This is a genomic window from Nocardia sp. CA-290969 (assembly GCF_050936135.1).
Taxonomy (GTDB): Bacteria; Actinomycetota; Actinomycetes; order Mycobacteriales; family Mycobacteriaceae; genus Nocardia.
In genome coordinates, this window is sequence record NZ_JBNJNJ010000001.1 from 2,264,398 (window position 1) to 2,289,951 (window position 25,554).

Below are 25,554 nucleotides of genomic sequence, written 5' to 3' on the forward strand. Positions count from 1 at the left end.
CTACAACGACACTTGGGCGTACTACAGGGTGTCGTAACCGCGTGGGATTGGTCATAGCTCACAGTTCGCCCGTGCCGGCGGTGCGGCGGCGAGCGGGTTCGCCCGTGGTCAGCGCAAGATTTCCGGCGGGCCGCCCACCGTTCCGCGGACATGCCGGGTGCCGATCGGAACGATCATCGGCCGCTCCGAGACCGGATCGACGAGCACCTGCGCACGCAGGCCGAACACCTCGTCGAGCAGGTCCGCGGTGATGATCTCGGCCGGTGTGCCGTGGGCGAACACCGTACCGTCGCGCAGCACCACCAGGCGGTCGCTGTAGCGGATCGCCAGATTCAGGTCGTGCAGCACCATCACGACCGTGCGGCCCAGATCGGCGTGTAACCGGTCCACCAGGTCCAGGACCTCCAGCGCGTGGGCCAGATCGAGGTAGGTGGTCGGTTCGTCGAGCAGCAGGATATCGGTCCCCTGGGCGAGGGCCATGGAGATCCAGGCGCGTTGTCGCTGCCCGCCGGACAATTCGTCGAGCGGGCGGTCGGCCAGGTCGGCGATACCGGTGCGGTCCAGCGCCGCGCGGACCTCGGACTCGTCACCGGACGACCACTGCCGCAACCAGGATTGATGCGGGTGCCGCCCGCGGGCGACCAGATCGGCCACCGTCAGGCCTTCCGGCGCGACCGGTGTCTGCGGCAGCATGCCCACGATCCGCGCGACTTCCCTGGTTTTCGACGTGGCGATCGCCTTACCGTCCAGCAGCACCTGGCCGGTGCGTGGTCGCAGCAGCCGGGCCAGCGCGCGCAACATCGTGGATTTGCCGCAGCCGTTGGGTCCGATGACCGTGGTCACCAGCCCCGGTTCGATCGCCAGATCGAGATCCGCCACGACGATCCGGTCGCCGTATCCGAGCGTGAGACCCTGTGCGGCGAGCCGGTGACCGGGGGTTTCTACGGGTTGTGCGGTCACAGCGTGGCCTTCCGGGTGATGAACACGAGCAGGACGAGCAGGAACGGCCCGCCCAGCGCAGCGGTCACGATGCCGACCGGCAGGTCCACCGGCAGCAGCACGCGGGCGAGGATATCGGCGCCCAGTACGACGACGGCCCCGGCCAGCGCCGACCCGATGAGTGGTTCCCCCGCGGTGCGCAGCATCCGCCGGGCCACCTGCGGCGCGATGAGCCCGACGAACTCGATCGGCCCGACCGCGGCCGTGGCGACCGATACCGCCACCACCGCGGCGCCGATCAACAGTGCCTGCTGGGACCGCAGTCGTACACCGAGCATCCGGGTGGTGTCGGTATCGAGCCGTAACGTGGCCAGGGTGTGGGCCGAGCACACCGCCACGAGCACGACAACCGCCAGTGCGACCGCGGCGGGGACGAGGGTGGCGCGGGTGGCCTCGTCGAGGGAACCGATCAGCCAGCGCTGGGTACGGGTGATATCGGTGAGTTCGGCGCGGGCCAGTTGCCAATTGATTCCCGCCAGCAGCAGGGAATTCACGCCGACCCCCAGGAGCACCAGGCGTATCCCGGTTGCCCCCGCACCGGCGCCGGGGTGGCGGCCCCATGCCAGCACATAGATCACCGCCGCCGTTCCGAGCCCGCCGAGGACCGCTGCGATCGGCGCGCCGATCGAGACGGCGAAACCGGTACTCGCGCCGCTACCGGCCAGAACTGTCACCGCGCCGAGACCCGCGCCGCTGCCGATGCCGAGCACATCCGGTGCGGCCAGCGGGTTGTGCAGGACGGATTGGGTGAGCGCCCCGGCCAGACCGAGCGCCATTCCCACCACGACTCCTGTCGCGGCGCGTGGCAGCCGGGATTCCAGCACGATGTAGCGCTGCGCACGCGAACCCCCGCCGGCCAGCACATCGACGACCCGGCCCAGCGGAAGGGTGGTGCTCCCGACGGCGATATCCACGCAGAACAGCGCAACCGCGGCGACCGCCAGGACGGCCGCGGCGAGCACGACCGTCGGCCGCCAGACGAGCGAAACCGGCCCGACGCGTACGGCTTTCGGAAGAGCTGCGGTGGGAACCGGCGGTCCGGGCTGTGTGACGGTCACGCCGCCACCAGCTTGCGGCGGCGGACCAGCAGCACGAACACGGGCGCCCCGAGGAACGCCAGCATCACCCCGGCCGGTAGTTCGCCCGGCTGCGCCACCACCCGACCGGCGATATCGGCGAGCAGCAGAACCGCCGCGCCGAACAGGGCCGCGTACGGGAGTAACCATCGCTGGTCGGGTCCGGTGCACAGGCGCGCCAGGTGCGGCGCCAGCAGACCCAGGAACGCGATCGGGCCCACCGCGGCCGTCGCGGCGCCGACCAGCAATACGACCGCCGCGAGACCGAGTGCACGGCTGCGGCCGAGGTGTACGCCCAGCCCGCGGGCGATGTCGTCGCCGAGTCCGAGGAGATTCAATCCCGGGGCGGCGCTCAACGCCAGGACGGTTCCGGCGGCGAGGAAGGGCAGCACCTGCCAGAACACGGCGGCGTCCCGCCCGGCGACTTCACCGACCACCCAGAACCGATACGTGTCCAGGGCGTACGCGTCGAGTGTGACGAGTGCGTTGGTGAGGGCCTGCAGGAACGCGGTCAAGGCCGCGCCGGCCAGGATCAGGCCGAGCGGACCCGTTCCCGCGCCGCCGATCCGGGTCGCGCCGAAGACGGCGAGTCCGGCGAGCAGTGTTCCCGCGAAGGCGAACCAGATGTACTGCTGCGGGCCGGACAGTGCGAACAGGTAGATACCCAGCGCGGTGGCGAAGGACGCACCCGCGGTGAGACCGAGCAGCCCCGCGTCGGCGAGCGGATTGCGGGTGTAGCCCTGGACGAGGGCGCCGGCCAGTCCGAGCGCGAGCCCGGTGACCAGCGCCAGAGCGGTACGGGGGATACGCATTTCGCGCACGATCTCCTCGTCGGAGGTGAGCGACGCGCAGGTGAACGGGCCGTCCGGGCAGGACAGCGCGTGCGTGAGGGCGTCGCCGACGATATCGGGCGGCAGCGTCCGGCTGCCGATCGCGACGCCCGGGATCACCAGGAGTACCAGCGCGACGGCGAGCAATCCGAGTCCGAGCAGGCGCCGGCGACGCGGGGGGACGACGAGAGTCACAGGCGCGGTTGCTCCCTTGTTCGCGCGAAACACTTGCTAGGTCTGGTAAGGCTAACCTATCTTTCGATCAAGTCGTTGCTGCGACGCCGATCTCGAGGAGGTTCGAATGTCCGAACTGGCCACTGTGCGCATCCCCCGTCCCTACGAGGCGGCGTTCGGTTCGGCGTGTTCCCGGTTGCGTGCGTTGCAGCCGGAACATCCGCGTGTCTATGCCGCCGCGGCCATGGCGGATCAGGGTAAGCGGCGCTGGTGGGCGCTGTCCACCGGTCTGCGCGAGGGTCGCATCGAGTTGATGTACCGGCGGCACGCCGCGGAAATGATCAGCGCGACCGCGGCTGCCGAGGTGGTGGCCACCGCCCTCATCCACGCCGTGGTCGGCCGAGTCGCGGCGTTGTGGGTCGCCGACGGCCGCGCCTGGGATCCGGGGCTGGAGAATGTGTGGATCCATACCGACAACGACGGGGGTATCGACTGGGCGGGTCTGGCGGATACGACGATTCGCGTGGTGGACGGCGATCCGCTGGCCGGAACGCCCGGGGTGGTCACCCTGCCGTGTGAGCGTGCCATGTGGGTCTGGCTCGCCTACCGCTGCGAACCGTCGCTGCTGCTGGTGCAGGGCGCGCTCGCCCGGTGTGCCGGGTTGAGTCCACGGCGATTCTGGACGTTGGTCGCCGAATCTGTTTCCGGTGCGACGACCTACGTGCCCGATCTGGCCGGTGCCGACCCGGTGGCCGGCGCCCGGCGCGGGCAGGGGCTGCTCATGGCATTGGAGGACCGCGGACTGGCGATCCGGCGGGCCCAACGTGTTGCCTAGTTAGGTAAGCCTGACCTATACTCGTAAGCGGCATAAGGATCGCGCGAGCGTCCCGAGGGCTGCGGTGACCCCCGATCCCATGCGTGCGGCGGGCTCCACTCCGGTGGAGCCCGCCGCTTTCTTTCGGTGAGTTCCCCGCCGGGCGGTATCGCACGGCGCATCCGGCCTCGGCTTCCCGCCCGACCTCTTCCGTCCCGCTTCCGGCGCTCGTGCGATTGTTGGGATATGACGGAACAGCAAACCCGGCTCCCGCAGTCGTTCGCCGAGATCGGCCCCGAAGAAATGAACGAGCTCAACAAGGGCACCTTCGCCGACCTGCTGGGCCTGCGGGTGACCGAACTGGGACCGGACCGGGTATGCGGCGAATGGGTCGTTACCCCGCGGCATCATCAGCCGGCCGGAATTCAGAACGGGGGAGTGCTCTGCACCGTCGTGGAAACCCTCGCCAGCACCGGCGGCGCCGCCTGGTACGGCGATCGGGGGGTCGTGGTGGGGGTCAACAACTCCACCGACTTCCTGCGCGCGGTGCGCCAGGGCAAACTCACCGCCGAGGCGACGCCGATCCACCGCGGCGGCATGCAGCAGTTGTGGCAGGTCGTGGTGACCGACGAGGACGGGCGGCTGGTCGCGCGCGGGCAGGTGCGCTTGCAGAACCTACCGCACCGGTCCTGACCTGCGCGGCCGCCGATCGGACCGTGCCACGGCCCGATCGGCGGCCTGACCCGGGACTGCAGGCCCGGGTCAGGCCGTGGCGGCGGTCCCGCCGCGGCGATGCGCGGGCGAAACGACAGCGGGCCGCGACGGTGCGTGTGTACGGTCGCGGCCCGCCGGGCTCGATCTCAGATACCGCCGGTGGAGAGCAGGCCCCCGTCGACGCGGATCGTTTCACCGGTGATCCACTGCGCCTGGTCCGAGGCCAGGAACGCGATCAGCCGCGCCACATCCTCCGGCGAGCCCAGCCGCTTCATCGGATAGGCCGCGGCGGCCGCTTCCTCGTCGGCCGAGTACAGCGCATCGGCGAAACTCGTCTTCACCACGCCCGGCGCGACCGCGTTGACCCGGATCTTCGGGCCGAGCTGCCAGGCGAGTTCGTCGGTGAGCCGGATCAGGGCGGCCTTGGAGGCGCCGTAGGCCGCGATCACCCCGGTGGATCGCAGGCCCGCGACGCTGGCCACGTTCACCACCGCGCCGCCGTGCTCACCCATCCACGCCTTGTACGCCTCCTGGATGTAGCCGAGCGCGGCGACGACGTTCACATCGAAGATCTTGCGGACCGCGTCCAGATCGGCTTCCATCAGCGCGCCGTACACCGGGTTGATCCCGGTGTTGTTGATCAGGATGTCCAGCGACCCGAATTCGGTGACGGCCCGCTGGACCGCGGCCGCCCGCGCCTCGGCGTCGCCGGAGTTACCGGCCAGCGTGACAACCTCGCCCTGATGCCCCAATCCGCGCAGCTCGGCGGCCGCCTTGTCCAGCGGTTCGGGTTTGCGCGCGGTGATCAGCACATTCGCGCCCCGGCTCAGCAGCTCGGCGGCCACCGCGTAGCCGATACCCCGGCTGGCCCCGGAGACCAGCGCGCTCTTACCCAACAGATCGGTGCTCATAACCGGGCACGTTACCGTGCCCGGTGCGGCCCCCCGGTCGGCCGCCGCGGGTGGGTAGCCGCGCGGTCCGGGTAAAATCGGTGGTTCCGTGTCCGGACCCGGCCGATCATGGGTGGAGATGCCCGCTGCCGAACCCGCCGGACCATACCCTGCGAACCCGTTTCCGAGGAGATATCTGTGATCACCGCGACCGACCTCGAGGTCCGGGCCGGCGTCCGTACCCTGCTGACCGCGCCGGGCCCGGCGCTGCGGGTGCAGGCCGGTGACCGGATCGGCCTGGTCGGCCGCAACGGCGCCGGGAAGACCACCACCTTGCGCATCCTGGCCGGCGAGGGTGAGCCGTACGCGGGCAGTATCACCCGGTCCAGCGATATCGGCTATCTGCCGCAGGATCCCCGCGAGGGCAATCTGGATGTGCTCGCCCGTGATCGTGTGCTGTCCGCCCGCGGGCTGGATGCGTTGATCCGGGATATGGAGAAACAGCAGGCGCTGATGGCCGAACTGGCCGACGAAACCGAACGCGAACGGGCGGTTCGTAAATACGGCCGGCTCGAGGACCGGTTCTCGGCGCTGGGCGGCTACGTAGCCGAAAGCGAGGCCGCGCGGATCTGCCACAGCCTGGGCCTGCCCGACCGGGTACTGGATCAATCGCTGCGCACTCTTTCCGGCGGTCAGCGCCGTCGAATCGAACTGGCGCGCATCCTGTTCGCGGCCTCCGACGGCAGCGGTGGCCGCTCCGACACCACACTGCTGCTCGACGAGCCGACCAACCACCTCGACGCGGATTCGATCACCTGGCTGCGCGGGTTCCTGCAGAACCACGACGGCGGCCTCATCGTCATCAGTCACGATGTCGATCTACTCGCCGATGTCGTCAACAAGGTCTGGTTCCTCGACGCGGTCCGCGGTGAGGCCGACATCTACAACATGGGCTGGACGAAATACCTCGATGCCCGGGCCACCGACGAACAGCGCCGCCGTCGGGAACGCGCGAACGCGGAGAAGAAGGCGTCGGCGCTGCGGGCGCAGGCCGCCAAACTCGGCGCGAAGGCCACGAAAGCGGTTGCCGCCCAGAATATGGCCAAACGCGCCGACCGGCTGATGGCGGAACTGGACGAGGTGCGGGTGGCCGACAAGGTCGCGCGGATCAAATTCCCCGAACCGGCCGCCTGCGGTAAGACCCCGTTGATGGCGGAGAACCTCACCAAGGTCTACGGCTCGCTGGAGATCTTCACCGGAGTGGATCTGGCGATCGACCGCGGCAGCCGGGTGGTGGTGCTGGGCCTCAACGGCGCGGGTAAGACCACCCTGCTGCGGTTGCTCGCCGGCGCGGAGGAACCGACCGCCGGCGCACTGGTGCCCGGTCACGGGCTGAAAGTCGGCTATTTCGCGCAGGAACACGACACCCTCGACGATTCGGCGACCGTCTGGGAGAACATCCGGCACGCGGCGCCGGACGCGGGGGAGCAGGACCTGCGCGGCCTGCTCGGCGCGTTCATGTTCACCGGCCCGCAACTCGATCAGCCCGCCGGGACACTGTCCGGCGGTGAGAAGACCCGGCTGGCTCTCGCGGGCCTGGTCTCCTCGGCCGCCAACGTGCTGCTGCTGGACGAACCGACCAACAACCTCGATCCCATCTCCCGGGAACAGGTCCTCGACGCCTTGCGCACCTATGCGGGTGCGGTCGTCCTGGTCACCCACGATCCCGGCGCCGCCGAAGCGCTGAATCCGGAGCGGGTGATCCTGCTCCCGGACGGCACCGAGGACCATTGGTCGGCCGAGTACCTGGAATTGATTCAGCTCGCGTGATTTTCATCACAAGAACTCATTGCCGGATGCTCGCTGAGTGCTTAGCCTGAGAGTGACGCTGCTCGGCGACTCGGAGGAAGCCATGGGCGACAGGCCGGTACAGAGCAAGAGCACATTGGGTAAGGGCACCCGCGTCACGGGAAAGTCACGCGACCGCCTGCAGTCCCAATTGAAGAAGCAATACGAAGCAGGAGCGAGTATCAGGTCGCTGGCACGTGCGACCGGGCGTTCCTACGGTTTCATCCACAATGTGCTGACGGAGTCGCATGTGCAACTCCGCAGCCGTGGTGGAGCGAACCGCCGCAAATCCCGCTAGCGGCACCGTATTCGCAGGCACCGCCGCCGGGTCGACCGGCGGCGCGGCCTGTGGTGTGCCCGTGCGGTCCGGTCACCACCCGGACACGGAGCCGTCGCCGTGGACCAGCAGACCGGCCAGGCTCGCGAAGATCGGTAACCCGGTCTTGATCTCCAGGTAGGCGAACTGACCCTGAGGGTTGACCTCGAGGAAATAGTGCTCGCCGTCGAGACCGATTCGTAGATCCAGCACGCCGAAAACCAGACCCAACGCATCCATCAGGGTCGCGAGCGCGGCGCTGACCGGCGGTGGGAGCCGGTTGGGCGAGAAGTCCACAGAGACGTCGAGGCGGGAATCGACCTGCCCCGCGCCCGAGCGGGAATCGATCCGGACCACCCACTCCCGGCCGCCCACCCACACCACCCGCAGATCACATTCCGGGTCGATATAGCGCTGGAAGATGGTCGGCGCCCAGCGGATCGCGCCGAGCCGGTCCAGATCGGTGGGCTCGACCAGCCGTGTTTCGGCGAACTCCGCGCGCGAGGTACCGGTGCGCTTGAAAATCACCGGGCCGGCGCAGTATTCGATGAATTCCCGGGCCCGGCCGGGATCGTTGGTGACCAGCGTATCCGGTACCGCGCAGCCCGCCCGGCGGGCCGCGTCCAATTGCACGATCTTGCGGTGGGCGAGCCGGTCGCGCCCGGGATCGTTGACCCACCGGGCCGGGAGCGACCACAGCAACCCCTCCATGAATGCGTCGCATTCGGCCTGCCGGTAGGCGTCGTCGTCGGCGCGAGTACCGGCCGGTACCCGGCTCGGATGTGGCCGCCGCCACCACACGGCCCGTACCTCGTCGAGCCCGGTCAGGCCGGCCAGCTCCCGCTGGGTCCCGGACTCGCCGAGCCGGAAACTTCCCGGCTCACCGGGGAAATCGCGCAGGTCGAGCCGGAGTGGGTTGACGGCGTACCGATCTCGCAGCACGGCCTGCAGGGCCGCGGCGTGCAGATCCTCGGTTTCGGAGACGATGAGAACCCTCTCCGGACCGGTGGTCATCGAGCGGGCCGCTCAATCGAGGCTGTCGCTGTGGATCGCCTCGTCGCTGTCGCCGCGTGACCTGGTCTGCGCCCAGGTGAATGCGGCGGCGTGTGCCGGGAGTTCGGTGAGGTGTAGTCGCGCTGCCCAGGATTCGGTGAGCCGGTGTAGCTGCGCCTCACCGAAGGCCGGCGACGCGGGCGCTGCCAGGGTCAGCGGCCGTTCCCCCACGTCGATCCGCATTCTGCGGGTGAAATCGGCCGTGGTGCCCGGCCTGATGTCGACCAGAACCGAGTTCGCGGACTCTTTGTCGCTGTGTGGCCGGATGGCGAGCACATCCCGGCGCTGAAAGGTCCATGTCCCGTCCGCAACCCGAACCCGGATGGCGCAGTCGGATTCGCTGACGACAACACCCGTGAGGGTGGCGACAGCCCCGGATTGCGTTGTGCCGACGGGATGGAGGGCATCGGTCATCTGATTTTCTCCGATCTAGCTCGCAGTGTGCCACGACCCGAGCGCGTCCGGATCATAACGCCGCCCACCGGAAGGGGCAGCCGATATCGCCGGATTCCACCCGTTCGGAAGCTGATCTTGTTTCCGTAGAAATTCGTGGGGCGGAAGTTTTCCGGAATGCGAGTGACCGGGTCCGGAGCGAACAATATTTGCCGGGCGCTGACCGGCGGGTTGCCGGCCGCGGCGGCGGAATTCACCCGCCGAGCAGGCCGGGCTCGGTCGCCAGTCCGCGTAACCGGCCGGCCGGGTCGTCGAGCAGCCGCCGGGCGTCGAGGTCGAGCAGGCCGCCGATCACCGCGATCTCGGCCGAGAGGGTGCCGTCGGCACGGACGATCTCCTGCTGGATCCGGAACGTTTTGCCCGTCCCCCAGGCCATCCCGCACGAGACGGTGATCCGGTCGCCGCCACGCAGTTCCCGCCGGTACTTGATGGTGGTCTCCAGCACCACCGTGCCTACCCGTGCGGCGAGCATCTTATCCGGACGCAGACCGGCGGCCAGCAGGAATTCCGAGCGGGCATGCTCGGCGTACTGGTGGTACACGGCCTGATTCACATGGCCCAGGGCGTCGAGTTCGTAACTGCGCACGGTCAGCGGGACGGAGAAGGTCATGCCGGTGCGAACCCGCCGGCGGAGGTCGTTGTTCCCGGTTCAGTGCCGCTGGGCTTCGCGCTCCCGCCACCACAGCGGTGCGTCGGTGAAATGGTTGTCGAACTCCTCCTGGCTTGCCGCGAGTTCGGCGAGGGTGGCTTCGCCCCGGGCGATCCGCTCGAGCAGGCGGAAATACTCGAAACGCGTCACGCCCGGGGTGAGCGCGATGAGGACCCGGGCGCCGGTGCCGGGCGCGGCGCCGAAAGCGTGCACGGTCCGGCGCGGTACCACGACCGCGCCGCCGGCGCCGACGGTGGTGATCTTCTCGCCCGCGAGCAGTTGCAGTTCGCCGTCGGCGACGTAGAACAGTTCGTCGGAGCGGGTGTGGAAATGCGGGGTCGCGCCGTCGGCGCCGGGGGCGAGGGTCACCTCGAGGGTGCTGAGGGCGCCGTGTGCCTCGTCGGCGTCGATGAGCAGCCGCACGGTGGCCGATTCGGTGTGCAGCGTTTCCGCGTCGCCGGGGTGCCGGATCGCGACGGGGTGGGGTGTGGTGGTCATGTCTCATCCTTTGATTCGCTGGCATATAGTTCGCTTACGAACTATATGCCAGCGAATAGACTGTTGTCCATGAATGAACCCGCCATGGATCCGATCGCCGCCATCGAAGAACAGTGGCGGCGCGAGCGTCCCGATCTGGACCTGGCCGCGATGGTCGTCTTCGGCAGGCTCGGGCGGCTGGCCGTGGTCGCCCGGCGCCGGATCGACGCGGTGTTCATCGCGCACGGTCTGCGCAGCGGGGAATTCGATGTTCTGGCGGCACTGCGCCGCGCCGGAGCGCCGTTCGAACTGAACCCGTCCACGCTCGCCGACACACTCATGCTCTCGCGTGCGGGGATGACCGGGCGGCTCGATCGGCTGGAATCGGTGGGCTACGTACGCCGGACGGCCGACGCGACCGATCGCCGGGCGGTCCGGGTCGGGTTGACGGCGGCCGGCCGGGAACTGGTCGACACCGTGGTCACCGCGCACACCGAGAACGAGAGCCGGATGCTCGCCGCACTCACCGAACCCGAACGGCGGGAACTGGACCGGCTCACCGCAAAACTGCTCGATGCGCTGGAATCGCCGTGAGTGGCCGTGGTGCCGCCGCACCCGGTCACGGGCGACGGCGAACCGAGGCCTCCACCAGATCCAGTACCGCGGTGAGGTTTTCGTTGGTGTGCCCGGACGCGATCCGGGCGATCAGACCGTCCAGTACCAGGTCGAGATAGCCCAGCAGCACATCGGTGGGCACATCGTCGCGCAGCGCGCCCGCGGCCTTGCGCCGTTCGAGGCGGGCCAGTGTCGCCGCGGTGAGTTCGGCCGAGCGCTGGGTCCAGCCCGCGCGGAACTCCGGATCGGTGCGCAGCCGCCGGGCGATCTCGAGCCGGGTGCCGAGCCAGTTGTACTCCTGCGGGTCGGCGAGCATATCCCGCATGACCTGCACGATGCCCTGATTGGCCGCGACCTCCGCCATCCGCTCGGCATCCTCCTGGGCGAGGGCGAGGAAGAGCGCGTCCTTGTCACGGAAGTGATGGAAGATCGCGCCCCGGGACAGGCCGATGGCGTCCTCCAGGCGGCGCACGGTGGCGCCGTCGTACCCGAACTCGGCGAAACAGCGGCGCGCGCCGTCGAGTATCTGTGTGCGCCGGGCGGCCAGATGATCGTCGCTGACCTTGGGCATGAACTCTCCTCCACAGCGGGGTGGGGTGGACACGAAACGCAGGCGGTGGTCACAGATACGCGCAACCCCGCCGCGGCCGCGACCGGGGCGGGGGAACCCGTTGTCTGCTCGGTGCTCTCGTACGGGCGATCGGCGCACCGGGGACAGGACGGCTCGCACCACCCCGGACCCGTGCGCCGCGGCGGCTTTCACCCAGGCCGGCCGCCGGGCGCCGAACCCCGGAACCGGGCACACGGCCCTCGGTCCCGAAGTCCGGCGCGCGAACGGCAACGCCCGGATCCGCGGTGTGTTCGCTCAGCCCCGGATCATATTCCGCAGCACGTACTGCAGGATGCCGCCGTTGCGGTAGTAGTCCGCCTCACCGGGGGTGTCGATCCGGACCACCGCGTCGAACTCCACCTTCGACCCGTCGTCCTTGGTCGCCGTGACGTGGACCGTGGCCGGGGTGGTGCCCGAGTTGAGCTCCTCGATGCCTGCGATATCGAAGACCTCGGTACCGGTCAGGCCCAGCGATTTGGCCGATTCACCCTCGGGGAACTGCAGCGGGATCACGCCCATGCCGATCAGGTTCGAGCGGTGGATGCGCTCGAACGATTCGACGATCACGGCTTTCACGCCGAGCAGGCGGGTGCCCTTGGCGGCCCAGTCGCGCGACGAACCGGAGCCGTATTCCTTACCGCCCAGCACGACCAGCGGGATACCGGCCTTCTGGTAGTTCTGCGAGGCGTCGTAGATGAACGCCTGCGGAGCACCTTCCTGGGTGAAGTCGCGGGTGTAGCCGCCCGAGACATCGTCGAGGAGCTGGTTGCGCAGCCGGATGTTGGCGAAGGTGCCGCGGATCATCACCTCGTGGTTACCGCGCCGCGAGCCCAGCGAGTTGTAGTCCTTGCGCGCGACACCGTGCGAGTCGAGGTAATCGGCGGCCGGGGTGCCCGGCTTGATGGCACCGGCGGGGGAGATGTGGTCGGTGGTGACCGAATCACCCAGCAGTGCCAGGACGCGCGCGCCCTTGATATCGGCGACGGGTTCCGGATCCAGGCCCATACCGTCGAAGTACGGCGCCTTGCGGACGTAGGTGGAATCGTCCTTCCACTCGAAGGTGTTGCCCTCCGGGGTGGGCAGGCTGCGCCACCGCTCGTCGCCCTTGAAGACATCGGCGTAGGACTTGGTGAACATCTCCTGGCTGATCGCCGATTTGATGGTGTCGTCGATTTCCTGGGCCGAGGGCCAGATATCGCGCAGGAACACCGGATTGCCCTGCGTGTCCTTGCCCAGCGGATCGTTCTCGAAATCGAAGTCCATGGTGCCCGCGAGCGCGTAGGCGATGACCAGCGGCGGCGAGGCCAGGTAGTTCATCTTCACATCGGGGGAGATACGACCCTCGAAGTTGCGGTTACCCGACAGCACCGCGGTGACGGTGAGGTCGTTTTCGTTGACCGCCTTGGAGATCTCCTCCGGCAGCGGGCCGGTGTTACCGATGCAGGTGGTGCAGCCGTAGCCACCCAGGTGGAAGCCGAGCTTCTCCAGATAGGGCCACAGACCGGCCTTCTCGTAGTAGTCGGTGACGACCTGCGAACCCGGGGCCATATTGGTCTTGACCCACGGCTTGCTGGTCAGGCCCTTCTCCACCGCGTTACGGGCCAGCAGCGCGGCACCGATCATGACCGACGGGTTGGAGGTGTTGGTGCAGGAGGTGATACCCGCGACCGCGACCGCACCGTGATCGAGGATGAACTCGCCGCGCTCTTCGGAGACGACCCGGATCGGCTTGGACGGCCGGCCCTGTGAATTGACGGCCGCGGACTGCACATCGACGGCGCCGTCGTCGGCGAAGGACAGCGTGGCCGGGTCGGACGCGGGGAACGACTCCTCGACCGCCTCGTCCAGCTGGGAATGCGGCGTCGGGTGCTGATCCTCCACGTAGTTGTGGATGTCCTTGCGGAACGCGATCTTCGATTCGTCCAGCGCGATGCGGTCCTGCGGACGCTTCGGACCGGCGATGGAGGGCACCACGGTGCTCAGGTCGAGCTCGAGATACTCGGAGTAGGTGGGCTCGGCGGCCGGGTCGTGCCACATGCCCTGCTCCTTGGCGTAGGACTCGACGAGCGCGAGCTGCTCGTCGGTGCGGCCGGTCAGGCGCAGGTAGTTGATGGTCTCCTCGTCGATCGGGAAGATCGCCGCGGTGGAGCCGAATTCGGGGCTCATATTGCCCAGGGTGGCGCGGTTGGCCAGCGGTACCTCGGCCACGCCCTGGCCGTAGAACTCGACGAATTTGCCGACCACACCGTGCTTGCGCAGCATATCGGTGACGGTGAGCACCACATCGGTCGCGGTGACACCGGGCTTGATCTCACCGGTGAGCTTGAAGCCCACCACGCGCGGGATCAGCATGGAGACCGGCTGGCCGAGCATGGCGGCCTCGGCCTCGATCCCGCCGACGCCCCAGCCCAGCACGCCCAGGCCGTTGACCATGGTGGTGTGCGAGTCGGTACCGACGCAGGTGTCCGGGTAGGCCTGGCCGTTGCGGACCATGACCGTGCGGGCCAGGTACTCGATGTTGACCTGGTGGACGATGCCGGTCCCGGGCGGGACGACCTTGAAATCGTCGAACGCACCCTGGCCCCAGCGCAGGAACTGGTAGCGCTCGCCGTTGCGCTCGTATTCGAGTTCGACATTGCGCTCGAAGGCGTCGGCGCGGCCGAAGACGTCGAGGATCAGCGAGTGGTCGATCACCATCTCGGCGGGAGAGAGGGGGTTGACCTTCTCCGGGTCGCCGCCGAGAGCGGCGACGGCCTCGCGCATGGTGGCCAGGTCGACCACGCAGGGCACGCCGGTGAAGTCCTGCATCACCACGCGCGCCGGGGTGAACTGGATTTCGATACTGGGCTGGGCGCTGGGATCCCAGTTCGCCAGTGCGCGGATATGGTCGGGGGTGATGTTCGCGCCGTCCTCGGTGCGCAGCAGATTCTCGGCGAGGACCTTCAGTGCGTACGGGAGTTTCTCGGTGCCGGGCACGGCCGAGAGGCGGAAGATCTCGTAGGAGTTGCTTCCGACCTCGAGGTTGCCCTTGGCGCCGAAAGTATCGATACTTTTGGTCACGTCAGCTCCACTTGTCGGGTGTGGGCGCCGTCGGCGGGGCTGTGCCGGCGGCGGTACGTCTCTGGCATGAGGTGCCGGCCCGGGATGGCGCCGGTTCCCCGCGGTTCCCAACCCTAACAGTACGCTTGTCCTGTGAAATTTTCGGGGCGCCCCACGACCCTGGCCGGCCGGCGCGGCAACCTTCCGGCGTGGCGGGTGTACGCCAACCCTTCGCCCGTCACGTAATCTGCTCTCGAGCTGGTCCGGGTTACCGGGTCGTACCGTCGGGTACCCCCGGACCTCACGCCCAGTATCGGATCACCGTCGCCTCGCCCACCGATGCGGCTCGACCAGACCGGATGGATGATGACCGTCACCCACACCTCGGCCTTCGCCCTGAAAGCCACCAAACTGCCGGACGGATTCGACGCGGACACCATGCAGGAGGTCCGCACCGATCTCGCCGACAACGGGGTGGCCGCACCCGACGGAGACGACCAGAGCGAACTGGCCGCAATCGTCGCCGGCGCGCGGGAAAAGGGTATCGATCTGAGCATCGTGGTGATGCACGGCAACCCCGGCCACGATTCGGAGTTGCGCGATCTGGCGACCGATGTCGCCGGGTTCCGGCACGGCACGGTCGCGGTGTTCAGTGACGACTGGATCGGCACCACCAGCGATTCGATCAGCCGGGTGCGGCTGGAATGGGCCGAGGACAAGGCGAAGTTCAAAGGCGGCGACAGTGAGGAAGCGGCCCAGATCCTGGTGCACCGCCTCGAGCAGACGCCGGCGGTGGGCTGGACCGAGATCACCCTGGTGCTGCTGGCCGGGCTCGTACTGGCGATCGGTGGCCTGTACTGGGTGAAAGCCCGGCGAGACGCGGAACCGGCCGCCCCGGACGCGCCGGCCGGCGAGCGCGTCCGTGAACCCGCGGCGCACTGAACCGGTCTCCCGTCCGTCGTTCGCCGGGAGATTCCGCTAGCGGCTCGGCGGCACGAGGCTGCCGAGGTTTCGCCGGGCCGGGTAGCGGGCATCATGCCGTATCGGTACGTATGGTCGACAACGACGGGCGATGACAGCGAAAGCCGCCACAGTGGAGCCGGTTGCGGCGGATGCGGCCATCACCTGGAATAGTTGTGACAGCACGCACAGGACCGAGGCGAAAGCGGGGATGTTGGTGACTTCGACGGACGGTGTCAAAGGGGCGGATTTGGCGAAAGAACCGCCGGCGCCTGCTTCGAGCACCCTCGAACGTGACGTCCAGACCCTGGAAAAAGCGATCTACGAGGTCAAGCGGGTAATCGTCGGGCAGGACCGGCTGGTCGAACGGCTGCTGGTCGGCGTGCTGGCCCGCGGTCACGTACTGCTGGAAGGTGTTCCCGGTATCGCCAAGACGCTGGCGGTCGAGACCTTCGCCAAGGTCGTGGGCGGGTCGTTCTCCCGCGTCCAGTTCACTCCCGACCTGGTCCCCACCGACCTCGTCGGTACCCGTATCTACCGCCAGGGCCGGGAAGAGTTCGATACCGAACTCGGCCCCGTCGTCGCGAACTTCGTCCTCGCCGACGAGATCAACCGCGCCCCCGCGAAGGTGCAGTCCGCACTGCTCGAGGTGATGGCCGAACGGCATGTGTCGATCGGTGGCAAGACCTACCCCATGCCGGACCCGTTCCTGGTGATGGCCACGCAGAACCCCATCGAGAGCGAGGGCGTGTACCCGCTGCCCGAGGCGCAGCGCGACCGCTTCCTGTTCAAGGTGGTCGTCGACTATCCCTCCGTCGAGGAGGAACGCGAAATCATCTACCGGATGGGTGTGACCCCGCCGGAGCCGGGCCGGATCCTGGAGCCGGGCGAACTACTGCGCTTGCAGAAGATCGCCGCCGGCACCTTCGTGCACCACGCGCTGGTCGACTATGTGGTCCGGGTGATCTCGGCCACGCGTACCCCGGCGGAGTTCGGGATGCACGATGTGGCGAGCTGGGTGTCCTACGGCGCCTCACCCCGTGCCAGCCTCGGCATCATCGCCGCCGCCCGCGCCGTGGCCCTCATTCGCGGCCGCGACTATGTGGTGCCGCAGGACGTGATCGAGGTGATCCCGGATGTGCTCCGGCATCGCCTGGTCCTGTCCTACGATGCGCTCGCCGACGAGATCAGCCCCGAAGACGTGATCCAGCGCGTGCTGCAGACCGTCGGCCTGCCGCAGGTGGCGCCGCAGGCCGTGGCGCCCGGTGCGCCGCCGGCCGCCGAGAACGGCAACGGCCGTCCGCCCGCTCCGCCGCAGCAGGCGCCCCAGGTACCGCAGACCGCCGGCACGAACCAGCCCCAGTGACCCGGCCGGAGCCCCGTGCCCGAGTGCCCATGGCAGACCACGCGCCACCTTCCTTCCGGTCCGGCGAGCTGACCGATCCGCATCTGTCGGCCGCACTGAAAACGCTGGAACTCACGGTGCGCCGCCGGCTCGACGGCGTGCTGCACGGCGATCACCTGGGTCTCATCCCGGGACCGGGTTCGGAACCGGGTGAGGCGCGCGCCTATCAGCCCGGTGACGATGTGCGGCAGATGGATTGGTCGGTGACGGCCCGCACCACCCATCCGCATGTCCGGCAGATGATCGCCGACCGCGAGCTGGAGACCTGGATGGTGGTGGATCTGTCCGCCAGCCTGGATTTCGGCACCGGCGCCTGCCAGAAACGCGATCTCGTGGTCGCTGCCGCGGCCGCCATCACCCATCTGACGATGGGCGGCGGGAACCGGGTCGGCGCCGTGGTCGCCACCGGCGAACAGCTGGTGCGGATTCCGGCGCGCAGCGGCCGGGTGCACGCGCAATCGCTGCTGCGCAGTATCGCCACCACTCCGCATCCACGCGACGGGGTGCGCGGTGATCTGCACGGCGCGATCGAATCGTTGCGCCGCCCGCAGCGCAAACGCGGACTCGCGGTCGTGATCAGCGATTTCCTCGGCGATATCACCTGGCAGCGGTCGTTGCGCGCCATCTCCGCGCGGCACGATCTGCTGGCCGTCGAGGTACTCGATCCGCGCGATATCGCCCTGCCCGATATCGGCGACGTCGTCCTGCATGATCCGGAAACGGGCCGCACCCGCGAATTCAGCGTGACACCCCAGTTGCGCGCCGACTACGCGGCCGCGGCCCAGCGGCACCGGGAGGAGGTCGAGCAGACCTTGCGCAGTTGCGGCGCCCCCGTCATGACCCTGCAGACCGACCGGGACTGGATCGCCGATGTGGTCCGGTTCGTCTCCACCCGGCGCCACAGCCTCGGCGCCTCGACCCCGCGGGTGCCACGCCAGTGAGTATTTCGAACTTCGCCTCTCCGATCTGGCTCGGATTCCTTGCTGTCATCCTTTTGCTGGCGCTGGGCTATCTCCTGGTCCAGCGCAGCAAGCATCGCCATATGCTGCGTTTCAGCAATATGGAGCAGCTGGAGAAGGTGGCGCCGAACCGCCCGACCTTCTGGCGCCATATCCCCATCGTGCTGGTGATCGTGGGGATGGTGTTCTCCACCATCGGCGCCGCCGGCCCGACCGCCGAGCAGAAGGTTCCGCGTAACCGCGCCACCGTCGTACTCGTCATGGACGTATCGCTGTCCATGGAGGCCACCGATGTCTCGCCGAGCCGGCTGGAGGTGGCTCAGCAGGCGGCCAAGGATTTCGCCGAAGGTCTCACCCCCGGGATCAACCTGGGACTGGTGACCTACGCGGGCACCGCGTCGGTGCTCGTCTCGCCGACCACCGACCGCGGGTCGGTGAAGGCCGCGATCGACAACATCAAGCTCGCCGAACGCACGGCCACCGGTGAGGGCATCTTCACCGCCCTGCAGTCCATCGAAACCCTGGCCTCGGTGCTGGGTGGTTCGGAGACACCGCCACCGGCCCGGATCGTGCTGATGTCCGACGGTAAGCAGACGGTGCCGGATTTCGAGGATTTCGACAATCCGCGCCACGAGTTCGTGGCGGCCCGGCTGGCCAAAACGAAGAACATCCCGGTATCGACCATCTCCTTCGGCACCAAATGGGGTGTCGTCGAGATCCCCCGGGAGGACGGCGGGTCCGATCAGGTCGACGTCCCGGTGGACGACGAGGCGATGCAGGAGATCGCGCAACTCTCCGGCGGAGAGTTCTATACGGCTTCCAGCCTGCAGGAACTCTCCAGCGTCTACGACACGCTCGAGGAGCAGATCGGCTACGAGATCACGCGCGGTGATGCGAGCCGGCCGTGGTGGCTGCTGGGATTGCTGGCCACCCTCGCCGGTGTCGTGGTGGCGCTGCTGCTGCGCCAGCGGCTGCCGTAACCGGGTGCGCCGCCGGGCAGCGCCCGCGGCGATCGCAACATGTACGGGCCGGGTCCGCCAGCGGACCCGGCCCGTTCGTCGTCTCCGGGTTTGTGCGGGACGCACAAGGATGTGCGGGAAATATCGGTGGACGTCCCATGAGAGTGGCCGGGTGGGCGCCAGGTAGGTTTGTCCCCATGTCGAACTTCACAGCACGCTCGGTTCTGGTGACCGGCGGTAACCGCGGCATCGGGCTCGCGGTGGCGCAGCGTCTGCACGCCGACGGCCACAAGGTGGCCGTCACCCATCGCGGTTCGGGCGCACCCGAGGGTCTGCTCGGGGTGAAATGCGATGTCACCGACAGCGAATCGGTCGATCGCGCGTTCGCCGAGGTCGAGGCCGCGCAGGGTCCGGTGGAGGTGCTGGTCGCCAATGCCGGGATCACCGACGACACGCTGCTCATGCGGATGAGCGAGGAACAGTTCACCAAGGTGGTCGACGCCAACCTGGCCGGCGCCTTCCGCTGTGCCAAACGGGCCAACCGGGCCATGCTGCGTGCCCGCTGGGGCCGGATGATCTTCCTCGGTTCGGTCGTCGGTCTCGCCGGTCAGGCCGGGCAGATCAACTACGCCTCCTCGAAGGCCGGCGTGATCGGCCTGGCCCGTTCGATCACCCGCGAGCTCGGCGGGCGCTCGATTACCGCCAATGTCGTCGCTCCAGGCTTCATCGAAACCGATATGACCAAAGACCTGCCGCAGGAGATGCGGGATATGGCCGAGAAGTTCATCCCGATGAAGCGCATCGGCAAACCCGAGGACGTCGCCGCCGTGATCAGCTTCCTCGCGTCCGAGGATTCGGCCTACGTCTCCGGCGCTGTGATCCCGGTCGACGGTGGTATGGGCATGGGGCACTGACCGGCCGCAGTTCACCGAGCACATCTCTAACGCCGCGCCGGCGGCGCGCTGAGCGCATCGCCGACGGCGGCCGCGCGCGGCACCCAACACACAGATCAGGGAGAACCGAGAACTCATGGGCGGATTGCTCGAAGGCAAGACGATCCTCGTCACCGGCATCATCACCGATGCCTCCATCGCGTTCCACGCGGCGGCGATCGCGCAGAAGGAAGGGGCCCGGGTGCTCATCACCGGCCTCACCGAACGCCTGCGGCTGATCGACCGGATCGCCAAGCGCCTGCCCGAGGAGGTGCCGCCGGCCATCGGGCTCGATGTCACCAATCAGGAAGATCTCGACAAACTTCCCGACGAGCTGCGCCGCCTCGCGCCCGAGGGCATCGACGGTGTCCTGCATTCGATCGCGTTCGCCCCGAAGACCCTGATGGGCCCGGACGCCGTACCGTTCCTGGACGGCCCCAGCGCCGATGCCGCCAAATCCTTCGAGATCTCGGCGTGGAGCTATGCGGCGCTGGCGCGCGCGGTCCTGCCGGTGATGAACGAGCGCGGCTCGATCGTCGGAATGGATTTCGACCCCCGGACCGCCATGCCGTACTACAACTGGATGGGCGTGGCCAAGGCCGCGCTGGAATCGGTGAACCGGTACGTGGCGCGTGAGGTCGGGTACGCCAAGAAGATCCGGTCCAACCTGATCGCCGCCGGGCCGGTCAAAACGCTGGCCGCCAAGGCGATCGCCGGGACCGCGACCGACGATGCCAAACAGCTCAAACAGCTGGACACCTATTGGGACGGTGCCTCCCCGATCGGCTGGGACGGCGGGGCCGAGGTGGTCGGTAAATCGATCGTCGCGCTGCTGTCGGACTGGCTGCCCGCGACCACCGGATCGATCATCTACGTCGACGGCGGGGCCAGCCACAACACCTGGTTCCCCGAGAACATGCCGCTGGACTGATCACCCGAGCCGAGAAGGAGGCGCCGTGGCCCGCGCGGCCGACGCGTTACTGCTGCTGTCCTTCGGCGGACCCGAGGGTCCGGAGGAGGTGCTGCCGTTCCTGGAGAACGTCACCCGCGGCCGCGGTGTCCCCGCCGAACGGCTGGCCGAGGTCGCCGAGCACTATCTGCACTTCGGCGGCGTGTCCCCGATCAACGCCTGCAACCGCGCCATTATCGCCGCGGTGGAACGGGAGCTGGCCCGGGCCGGGCTGGACCTGCCGGTGTACTTCGGCAACCGCAACTGGCACCCACTGGTCGAGGACACGGTGGCCCGGATGACCGCCGACGGGGTGCGTTCGGCCCTGGTGTTCCCGACCTCCGCCTGGGGCGGCTACTCGGGCTGCCGGCAGTACGACGAGGATATCGCCCGCGCCCGCACGGCGGTCGGCGCCGGTGCTCCGGAACTAGTTAAACTGCGCCAGTATTTCGACCATCCACTGCTGATCGACGCCTTCGCCGACGCCGTGCGGGCGGCCCGGGCGTCGCTACCCACCGACCGGCTCGACAGCACCCGGCTGGTGTTCACCGCGCATTCGGTGCCGGTCGCCGCGGACAACGCGGCCGGGCCACCCGCGGACGGCGGCCGGCTCTACAGTCGGCAGGTCGCCGAAACGGCCCGATTGTGTGCCGCCGAAACGGGCTTCGGCGATTACGACGTGGTGTGGCAGTCGCGGTCGGGCCCACCGCAGGTGCCGTGGCTGGAGCCGGATATCGTCGACCACCTGGAGACGTTGCCGGACAAGGGTTTCGACGCCGTGATCGTCTGCCCGATCGGTTTCGTCTCCGATCACCTCGAGGTGCTCTGGGATCTCGACAACGAAGCCGCCGCGAAGGCCGCCGAACTGGGTATCGCGTTCGCCCGTGCGGCGACACCGGGCACCGACAGCCGATTCGCCGCCATGGTGGTGGAATTGATCGAGGAACTGGTGCGCGAGACCGCGCCCCGCCGCCTCGGCGAGGCGCCCGGTTACGGCGGCACGGCCGACGGTGCGCTGTGTGCCGTCGATTGTTGTGCGCCGGTTCGCCGTCCTGCGGTCCGATAGTCCGCGCAGGAGCGCGGCCGGCGCATCGGGTCGGTCGGCCCGCGTCCGTTCGCGCGAAGCCGCCGAGGTGCGCCCGGACGCCGTGATCGCCGGTATATCCGCAGTCCGGAGCTTCGGGCGGTCGCGCGGCATTGCAGACCCCGGGAAGACATTCCGGTGTCCGGCGTGGGCAGTATTCGCCCGACTCGAGCACGGGGTGGCGGTTGGATAACCGGTGTGGCGTCCGGCTCCCGTCCGGGGCGTCAGCGAGATAGCGGACCAGAGCCGGAAATGTGCCCGGCGGTGCTCGGAGGACCGTGGAACACTCAGCGCGACGGCGGGGCCGCGGTGTGCACCGCGACGAGGCGGGCGGCGCGGATCGCGTCCCACAGCGGGCGCAGCAGGGATTCGTGGGCGGTGGCGGCGGTGGCCGAGGTCGGCGCGGAGGCGGGTTCGCGCTGGGCGACGGTCAGGATCGCCGCCACATGGTCGGCGGTGTCGAGGATGCGTTTGGCCCGCAGCGGGACATAGTCCGGGTAGGTGTGGCGGGAGTAGTCCGCCAGTTCGGCTTCGATGAGTTCACGCGGATCGGAATCGCCCCCGCCCAAGCCCGTCGTATGCAGGCGCATGAGCGCGTCGGCGGCGTCGCGGACGGCTTCCCGCATCGCGTACTCGGCCTCACCCAGCGACATATCGGGCCCCGCCGCGGGCGGCATCGGCACCGCGTAGACCGTCCACTGCAGGGTGGAGTCGTCGGTGTGATACGGGATGAGCCCGGTACCCTCGGTTCCCGGAACACCGATGAGAAGCCCTTCACCCGCCTCGATCGCATCCGTGGCGAAGGCGGTGCCGATCGGCAGGCCGCGCACATCGCCGGGCACCGGCAGGACCAGCCGCAGCTGCGCCCCCGGTGCGGCGAGGGTTTCGCGAATCATCTTGAGCAACGGCATCACTGCCGTCCCGGGTGACTCTCCGAGCGCCGACCACGGCAGATCGGTGCGCCCGCCGGTGACCGGATCACCGGCCGCCAGGGTGTGCCGCGGCGCCCAGGCGTGCAACGCCTCGAGGACGTCGTCGGGCGCGCTGCGGCCCGCGAGCCAGGAACCGGCCCACAGGGTGAGGGTGGCACTGGGAGAGCACATAATCATCGAGCATAAAGGGTCGCCGCGACCGGCGGGCAGCGTCTGCGCAGGCTGTCCGCACACGTTAGAATTGTTGCCCCGGTTCGGTGACGAAATCGATGAGACGTTCCACCGCACCGAGTAGCGGAGCCTCCAGATCACGGAACGAATTCACCGCCGAATACACCCGGCGCCAGCCGTCCTGCGGTGTGCCCCAGCCCAGCCGCCGGCAGACACCTGTTTTCCAGTCCTCGCCGCGCGGAACCTGCGGCCACTGCGCAATTCCGAGGGCCGCGGGTTTCACCGCCTGCCAGATATCGATATACGGATGCCCGGTGACGAGTACGTATTCGCCGAGCCCGGTGGTGAGATGTGATTCCTTGGACCCGGTGACCAAATGATCGACCAGCACACCGACTCGTTTACCGGGGCCGGGCCCGAATTCGGTCAGCCGGCCGGCCAGATTGTCGAGCCCCTCCAGATGCTCCACCACGACCCCCTCGACCCGCAGATCGTGACCCCAGACCCGCTCCACCAATGCCGCATCGTGCACACCTTCCACCCAGATCCGGCTGGGCGCCGCGACTTTCGCGCGCACCCCGTCGACCCGGGTCGAGCCGGAAGCCGAACGGGCCGGTTTCGCGGGCGCGGGTCTCGTGGGCCGCAGCAGCGTCACCGGCGCACCGTCGATGAGAAAAGCGGCTTCGCGTAGCGCGAAAAGCCGCACCGCCCCGCGGGCGTCGGCCAGTTTCACGAAATCGCCGTCGTAGCTGCGGTCGAACCCCACCACCGCGCCGCAGAAACCGCTGGCCGCATCTTCCACCACGAGATCGGGTTCGGCCACGACCTGTGGGACGGACCGTTTCGCGGTGCGCGGATGGCCGGAGAAGATATCGCCGTATCGATCGCTCACCGGCCCGAAAGTAGCGCATCGGGCCGGTGCGCGGCGGCTGCCGGTGCGGGGTGTCGGCCGCCCGGCCGCGCCGGCGGCGAAGATTACGCCCGTATATCGCCACCGCTGGGGCGCCGTGGCCGCCCGGCGGATGAGCTCCGGCAGTTCGCGGTGTCGATTACGCTGGGTGAGGTGGCCGCTGTTGTCTGGCTGGTCGCCGGTGTACTGCTGGCGGCCGCCGAGATGTTCGTCGGTGAACTGACGCTGCTGATGCTCGGTTCCGCCGCGCTGCTGACCGCCGGAGTGAGCTTCCTGACCGAAGCCCCCGTTGTGGTGGAGGCCGTGGTTTTCGCTGTTTCCGCGGTGGTACTGCTACTCGGTGTCCGGCCGGCCCTGTTGCGGCGCTTCGGGACTCCGCCGCCGACACCGACCAATGCCGACGCGCTCCCCGGGAAGACCGCGCTGGTCCTGGAACCGGTCGGGGAACACGACGGCCGGGTGAAGCTCGGCGGTGAGATCTGGAGCGCCCGGTCCCTGGACCCGGGGCAGGAGTACCCGCAGGGCGCGACCGTGTATGTGATGAAGATCGACGGGGCGACCGCTGTCGTCTGGAAGGGCCCGTAATGACTGCGTTGATAATCGTCGCCGCGCTGGTGGTGCTGGTGGCGCTGGTGGTTGTCAAATCGATCGCGCTGGTACCACAGGCCGAGGCGGCGGTGATCGAGCGATTGGGCCGCTACACCCGCACGGTATCGGGGCAGCTGACGTTCCTGGTCCCGTTCGTCGACCGCATCCGCGCCAAGGTCGACCTGCGTGAACGGGTGGTGTCCTTCCCGCCGCAGCCGGTGATCACCCAGGACAATCTCACCCTGCAGATCGATTCGGTGGTGTATTTCCAGGTCATGGAGCCGAAGGCCGCGGTCTACGAGATCTCGAACTATATCGCCGCGGTGGAACAGCTCACCGTCACCACGCTGCGCAATGTGGTCGGCGGGATGACCCTGGAGGAAACCCTGACCTCCCGCGACCAGATCAACAATCAGCTGCGCGGGGTCCTCGACGAGGCGACCGGCCGGTGGGGCCTGCGGGTGGCCCGGGTGGAGTTGAAGGCGATCGACCCGCCGCCGTCGATCCAGGAATCGATGGAAAAGCAGATGAAGGCGGACCGGGAGAAGCGCGCCATGATCCTCACCGCCGAGGGCACCCGGGAATCGCAGATCAAAACCGCCGAGGGCGCCAAACAGGCGCAGATCCTCTCGGCCGAAGGTGCGAAACAATCGGCGATCCTGTCCGCCGAAGGGGAACGGCAGAGTCGTATCCTGCGCGCCCAGGGTGAGCGCGCCGCCGCCTACCTGCAGGCGCAGGGGCAGGCCAAGGCGATCGAAAAGGTATTCGCCGCAATCAAATCGGGAAAACCCACCCCGGAGCTGCTGGCGTATCAGTACATGCAGACACTGCCCATGGTCGCCCGGGGCGATGCGAACAAGGTGTGGCTGGTGCCCAGCGATTTCGGTAAGGCGCTCGAGGGTTTCGCGAAGAATTTCGCCACCCGCGGCGACGACGGGGTTTTCCGCTACGAGCCGCCCACCGACGAGGAGGTGCCCGGTAAACCGGAGGACGATTCCGACGAGGTGGCGGACTGGTTCGACACCAGCACCGATCCGGCTGTCGAGCGGGCCGTGCGGGCCGCGGAATCGGTCGCCCGGACACCCGTGGACACCGCGGCGCCGGTGAACACCACGAAACCGGACCCCGGGGGCCCATCCCGGTAGGAG

General features: G+C 68.5%; 26 protein-coding genes. 14 read left to right on the forward strand and 12 right to left on the reverse strand.

What is annotated here, in order from left to right:
- Positions 1 to 108 precede the first annotated feature (108 nt).
- Genes ACQEVO_RS10575 through ACQEVO_RS10585 form a run of 3 tightly spaced genes read right to left on the reverse strand, consistent with a single transcriptional unit; the run spans position 109 to position 3,100 of the window.
- Positions 109 to 960, reverse strand: a complete 852-nt coding sequence (locus ACQEVO_RS10575) for an ABC transporter ATP-binding protein (protein WP_432911577.1) — start codon at positions 958 to 960, stop codon at positions 109 to 111.
- Entirely contained in the window at positions 957 to 2,057 is a 1,101-nt protein-coding gene (locus tag ACQEVO_RS10580; RefSeq protein WP_432911579.1) for a FecCD family ABC transporter permease, read from the reverse strand. Before ACQEVO_RS10580 ends, ACQEVO_RS10575 begins: the two co-directional genes overlap by 4 nt.
- Complete coding sequence (locus tag ACQEVO_RS10585; RefSeq protein ID WP_432911581.1) at positions 2,054 to 3,100, reverse strand: FecCD family ABC transporter permease; 1,047 nt, start codon at positions 3,098 to 3,100, stop codon at positions 2,054 to 2,056. Before ACQEVO_RS10585 ends, ACQEVO_RS10580 begins: the two co-directional genes overlap by 4 nt.
- Positions 3,101 to 3,206: 106 nt before the next feature.
- Between ACQEVO_RS10585 and ACQEVO_RS10590 the strand changes: the two genes are divergently transcribed.
- Both ACQEVO_RS10590 and ACQEVO_RS10595 read left to right on the forward strand, forming a co-directional pair.
- A complete protein-coding gene (locus tag ACQEVO_RS10590; RefSeq protein ID WP_432911584.1) occupies positions 3,207 to 3,914 on the forward strand; it encodes a hypothetical protein in 708 nt (235 codons plus the stop codon).
- A 225-nt stretch (positions 3,915 to 4,139) separates the two neighbouring features.
- Entirely contained in the window at positions 4,140 to 4,586 is a 447-nt protein-coding gene (locus ACQEVO_RS10595; protein ID WP_432911586.1) for a PaaI family thioesterase, read from the forward strand.
- Between the two features lie 167 nt (positions 4,587 to 4,753).
- On the opposite strand, the gene ACQEVO_RS10600 is transcribed toward ACQEVO_RS10595, so the two are convergent.
- Entirely contained in the window at positions 4,754 to 5,518 is a 765-nt protein-coding gene (locus ACQEVO_RS10600) for an SDR family oxidoreductase (RefSeq protein WP_432911588.1), read from the reverse strand.
- A 177-nt stretch (positions 5,519 to 5,695) separates the two neighbouring features.
- Here ACQEVO_RS10600 and ACQEVO_RS10605 point away from each other — a divergent pair, with 177 nt between their 5' ends.
- Together ACQEVO_RS10605 and ACQEVO_RS10610 are read left to right on the forward strand one after the other, a co-directional pair.
- A complete protein-coding gene (locus ACQEVO_RS10605) occupies positions 5,696 to 7,327 on the forward strand; it encodes an ABC-F family ATP-binding cassette domain-containing protein (RefSeq protein WP_432911590.1) in 1,632 nt (543 codons plus the stop codon).
- An 82-nt stretch (positions 7,328 to 7,409) separates the two neighbouring features.
- Positions 7,410 to 7,643, forward strand: coding sequence for a helix-turn-helix domain-containing protein (locus ACQEVO_RS10610; RefSeq protein ID WP_280402216.1), 234 nt, complete (start codon positions 7,410 to 7,412; stop codon positions 7,641 to 7,643).
- A gap of 72 nt (positions 7,644 to 7,715) precedes the next feature.
- On the opposite strand, the gene ACQEVO_RS10615 is transcribed toward ACQEVO_RS10610, so the two are convergent.
- The 4 genes from ACQEVO_RS10615 to ACQEVO_RS10630 form a co-directional block, all read right to left on the reverse strand.
- On the reverse strand, positions 7,716 to 8,675 hold the full coding sequence (locus tag ACQEVO_RS10615) for a hypothetical protein (protein WP_432911593.1): 960 nt from the start codon (positions 8,673 to 8,675) through the stop codon (positions 7,716 to 7,718).
- A gap of 12 nt (positions 8,676 to 8,687) precedes the next feature.
- The gene (locus ACQEVO_RS10620; RefSeq protein ID WP_432911594.1) at positions 8,688 to 9,128 is read right to left on the reverse strand and encodes a hypothetical protein; all 441 of its coding nucleotides are present in this window, start codon (positions 9,126 to 9,128) and stop codon (positions 8,688 to 8,690) included.
- A gap of 232 nt (positions 9,129 to 9,360) precedes the next feature.
- Positions 9,361 to 9,777 (reverse strand): acyl-CoA thioesterase, encoded by a 417-nt coding sequence (locus tag ACQEVO_RS10625; RefSeq protein ID WP_432911596.1) that lies wholly within the window; start codon positions 9,775 to 9,777, stop codon positions 9,361 to 9,363.
- Between the two features lie 39 nt (positions 9,778 to 9,816).
- Positions 9,817 to 10,314: a cupin domain-containing protein gene (locus ACQEVO_RS10630; RefSeq protein ID WP_432911598.1), complete on the reverse strand. Its 498-nt coding sequence runs from the start codon at positions 10,312 to 10,314 to the stop codon at positions 9,817 to 9,819.
- A gap of 69 nt (positions 10,315 to 10,383) precedes the next feature.
- Between ACQEVO_RS10630 and ACQEVO_RS10635 the strand changes: the two genes are divergently transcribed.
- Positions 10,384 to 10,887, forward strand: a complete 504-nt coding sequence (locus ACQEVO_RS10635) for a MarR family winged helix-turn-helix transcriptional regulator (RefSeq protein WP_432911601.1) — start codon at positions 10,384 to 10,386, stop codon at positions 10,885 to 10,887.
- Positions 10,888 to 10,912: 25 nt separating this feature from the next.
- On the opposite strand, the gene ACQEVO_RS10640 is transcribed toward ACQEVO_RS10635, so the two are convergent.
- Positions 10,913 to 11,479: a TetR/AcrR family transcriptional regulator gene (locus ACQEVO_RS10640; protein ID WP_068035890.1), complete on the reverse strand. Its 567-nt coding sequence runs from the start codon at positions 11,477 to 11,479 to the stop codon at positions 10,913 to 10,915.
- A gap of 294 nt (positions 11,480 to 11,773) precedes the next feature.
- Positions 11,774 to 14,578, reverse strand: a complete 2,805-nt coding sequence (acnA, locus tag ACQEVO_RS10645; protein ID WP_432911605.1) for an aconitate hydratase AcnA — start codon at positions 14,576 to 14,578, stop codon at positions 11,774 to 11,776.
- Positions 14,579 to 14,920: 342 nt separating this feature from the next.
- Here acnA and ACQEVO_RS10650 point away from each other — a divergent pair, with 342 nt between their 5' ends.
- From ACQEVO_RS10650 to ACQEVO_RS10680, 7 genes are all read left to right on the forward strand, one after another.
- Positions 14,921 to 15,499, forward strand: a complete 579-nt coding sequence (locus ACQEVO_RS10650; protein ID WP_432911608.1) for an Rv1476 family membrane protein — start codon at positions 14,921 to 14,923, stop codon at positions 15,497 to 15,499.
- 229 nt (positions 15,500 to 15,728) lie between these two features.
- Positions 15,729 to 16,883, forward strand: a complete 1,155-nt coding sequence (gene moxR1, locus ACQEVO_RS10655) for a chaperone MoxR1 (RefSeq protein ID WP_432911611.1) — start codon at positions 15,729 to 15,731, stop codon at positions 16,881 to 16,883.
- 29 nt (positions 16,884 to 16,912) lie between these two features.
- Entirely contained in the window at positions 16,913 to 17,863 is a 951-nt protein-coding gene (locus ACQEVO_RS10660) for a DUF58 domain-containing protein (protein WP_432911614.1), read from the forward strand.
- Positions 17,860 to 18,861, forward strand: coding sequence for a VWA domain-containing protein (locus ACQEVO_RS10665; RefSeq protein WP_432911616.1), 1,002 nt, complete (start codon positions 17,860 to 17,862; stop codon positions 18,859 to 18,861). The genes ACQEVO_RS10660 and ACQEVO_RS10665 overlap by 4 nt, the downstream gene beginning before the upstream one ends.
- 176 nt (positions 18,862 to 19,037) lie before the next feature.
- Positions 19,038 to 19,754 carry a 3-oxoacyl-ACP reductase FabG1 gene (fabG1, locus tag ACQEVO_RS10670; RefSeq protein ID WP_432911617.1) on the forward strand — a complete coding sequence of 239 codons (717 nt, stop codon included), beginning with the start codon at positions 19,038 to 19,040 and terminating at the stop codon, positions 19,752 to 19,754.
- A gap of 115 nt (positions 19,755 to 19,869) precedes the next feature.
- Positions 19,870 to 20,703: an NADH-dependent enoyl-ACP reductase InhA gene (gene inhA / locus ACQEVO_RS10675; RefSeq protein WP_432911619.1), complete on the forward strand. Its 834-nt coding sequence runs from the start codon at positions 19,870 to 19,872 to the stop codon at positions 20,701 to 20,703.
- A 25-nt stretch (positions 20,704 to 20,728) separates the two neighbouring features.
- Entirely contained in the window at positions 20,729 to 21,787 is a 1,059-nt protein-coding gene (locus ACQEVO_RS10680) for a ferrochelatase (RefSeq protein ID WP_432911622.1), read from the forward strand.
- A 305-nt stretch (positions 21,788 to 22,092) separates the two neighbouring features.
- Here ACQEVO_RS10680 and ACQEVO_RS10685 read toward each other — a convergent pair whose 3' ends face one another.
- Both ACQEVO_RS10685 and ACQEVO_RS10690 read right to left on the reverse strand, forming a co-directional pair.
- Positions 22,093 to 22,908, reverse strand: a complete 816-nt coding sequence (locus ACQEVO_RS10685) for a hypothetical protein (RefSeq protein ID WP_432911625.1) — start codon at positions 22,906 to 22,908, stop codon at positions 22,093 to 22,095.
- 64 nt (positions 22,909 to 22,972) lie between these two features.
- A complete protein-coding gene (locus ACQEVO_RS10690) occupies positions 22,973 to 23,800 on the reverse strand; it encodes a DUF3097 domain-containing protein (protein WP_432911628.1) in 828 nt (275 codons plus the stop codon).
- A 171-nt stretch (positions 23,801 to 23,971) separates the two neighbouring features.
- Between ACQEVO_RS10690 and ACQEVO_RS10695 the strand changes: the two genes are divergently transcribed.
- Together ACQEVO_RS10695 and ACQEVO_RS10700 are read left to right on the forward strand one after the other, a co-directional pair.
- Positions 23,972 to 24,403, forward strand: coding sequence for an NfeD family protein (locus ACQEVO_RS10695; protein WP_432911630.1), 432 nt, complete (start codon positions 23,972 to 23,974; stop codon positions 24,401 to 24,403).
- The gene (locus tag ACQEVO_RS10700) at positions 24,403 to 25,551 is read left to right on the forward strand and encodes an SPFH domain-containing protein (protein ID WP_432911633.1); all 1,149 of its coding nucleotides are present in this window, start codon (positions 24,403 to 24,405) and stop codon (positions 25,549 to 25,551) included. Before ACQEVO_RS10695 ends, ACQEVO_RS10700 begins: the two co-directional genes overlap by 1 nt.
- Positions 25,552 to 25,554 lie beyond the last annotated feature (3 nt).

Coding starts and splice junctions, on each gene's coding strand:
- ACQEVO_RS10590 (WP_432911584.1), top strand. CDS start 3,207: ATGTCCGAACTGGCCACTGTGCGCATCCCCCGTCCCTACGAGGCGGCG.
- ACQEVO_RS10595 (WP_432911586.1), top strand. CDS start 4,140: ATGACGGAACAGCAAACCCGGCTCCCGCAGTCGTTCGCCGAGATCGGC.
- ACQEVO_RS10600 (WP_432911588.1), bottom strand. CDS start 5,518: ATGAGCACCGATCTGTTGGGTAAGAGCGCGCTGGTCTCCGGGGCCAGC.
- ACQEVO_RS10610 (WP_280402216.1), top strand. CDS start 7,410: ATGGGCGACAGGCCGGTACAGAGCAAGAGCACATTGGGTAAGGGCACC.
- ACQEVO_RS10615 (WP_432911593.1), bottom strand. CDS start 8,675: ATGACCACCGGTCCGGAGAGGGTTCTCATCGTCTCCGAAACCGAGGAT.
- ACQEVO_RS10620 (WP_432911594.1), bottom strand. CDS start 9,128: ATGACCGATGCCCTCCATCCCGTCGGCACAACGCAATCCGGGGCTGTC.
- ACQEVO_RS10625 (WP_432911596.1), bottom strand. CDS start 9,777: ATGACCTTCTCCGTCCCGCTGACCGTGCGCAGTTACGAACTCGACGCC.
- ACQEVO_RS10630 (WP_432911598.1), bottom strand. CDS start 10,314: ATGACCACCACACCCCACCCCGTCGCGATCCGGCACCCCGGCGACGCG.
- ACQEVO_RS10635 (WP_432911601.1), top strand. CDS start 10,384: ATGAATGAACCCGCCATGGATCCGATCGCCGCCATCGAAGAACAGTGG.
- ACQEVO_RS10640 (WP_068035890.1), bottom strand. CDS start 11,479: ATGCCCAAGGTCAGCGACGATCATCTGGCCGCCCGGCGCACACAGATA.
- ACQEVO_RS10650 (WP_432911608.1), top strand. CDS start 14,921: ATGATGACCGTCACCCACACCTCGGCCTTCGCCCTGAAAGCCACCAAA.
- moxR1 (WP_432911611.1), top strand. CDS start 15,729: ATGTTGGTGACTTCGACGGACGGTGTCAAAGGGGCGGATTTGGCGAAA.
- ACQEVO_RS10660 (WP_432911614.1), top strand. CDS start 16,913: ATGGCAGACCACGCGCCACCTTCCTTCCGGTCCGGCGAGCTGACCGAT.
- fabG1 (WP_432911617.1), top strand. CDS start 19,038: ATGTCGAACTTCACAGCACGCTCGGTTCTGGTGACCGGCGGTAACCGC.
- inhA (WP_432911619.1), top strand. CDS start 19,870: ATGGGCGGATTGCTCGAAGGCAAGACGATCCTCGTCACCGGCATCATC.
- ACQEVO_RS10685 (WP_432911625.1), bottom strand. CDS start 22,908: ATGTGCTCTCCCAGTGCCACCCTCACCCTGTGGGCCGGTTCCTGGCTC.
- ACQEVO_RS10700 (WP_432911633.1), top strand. CDS start 24,403: ATGACTGCGTTGATAATCGTCGCCGCGCTGGTGGTGCTGGTGGCGCTG.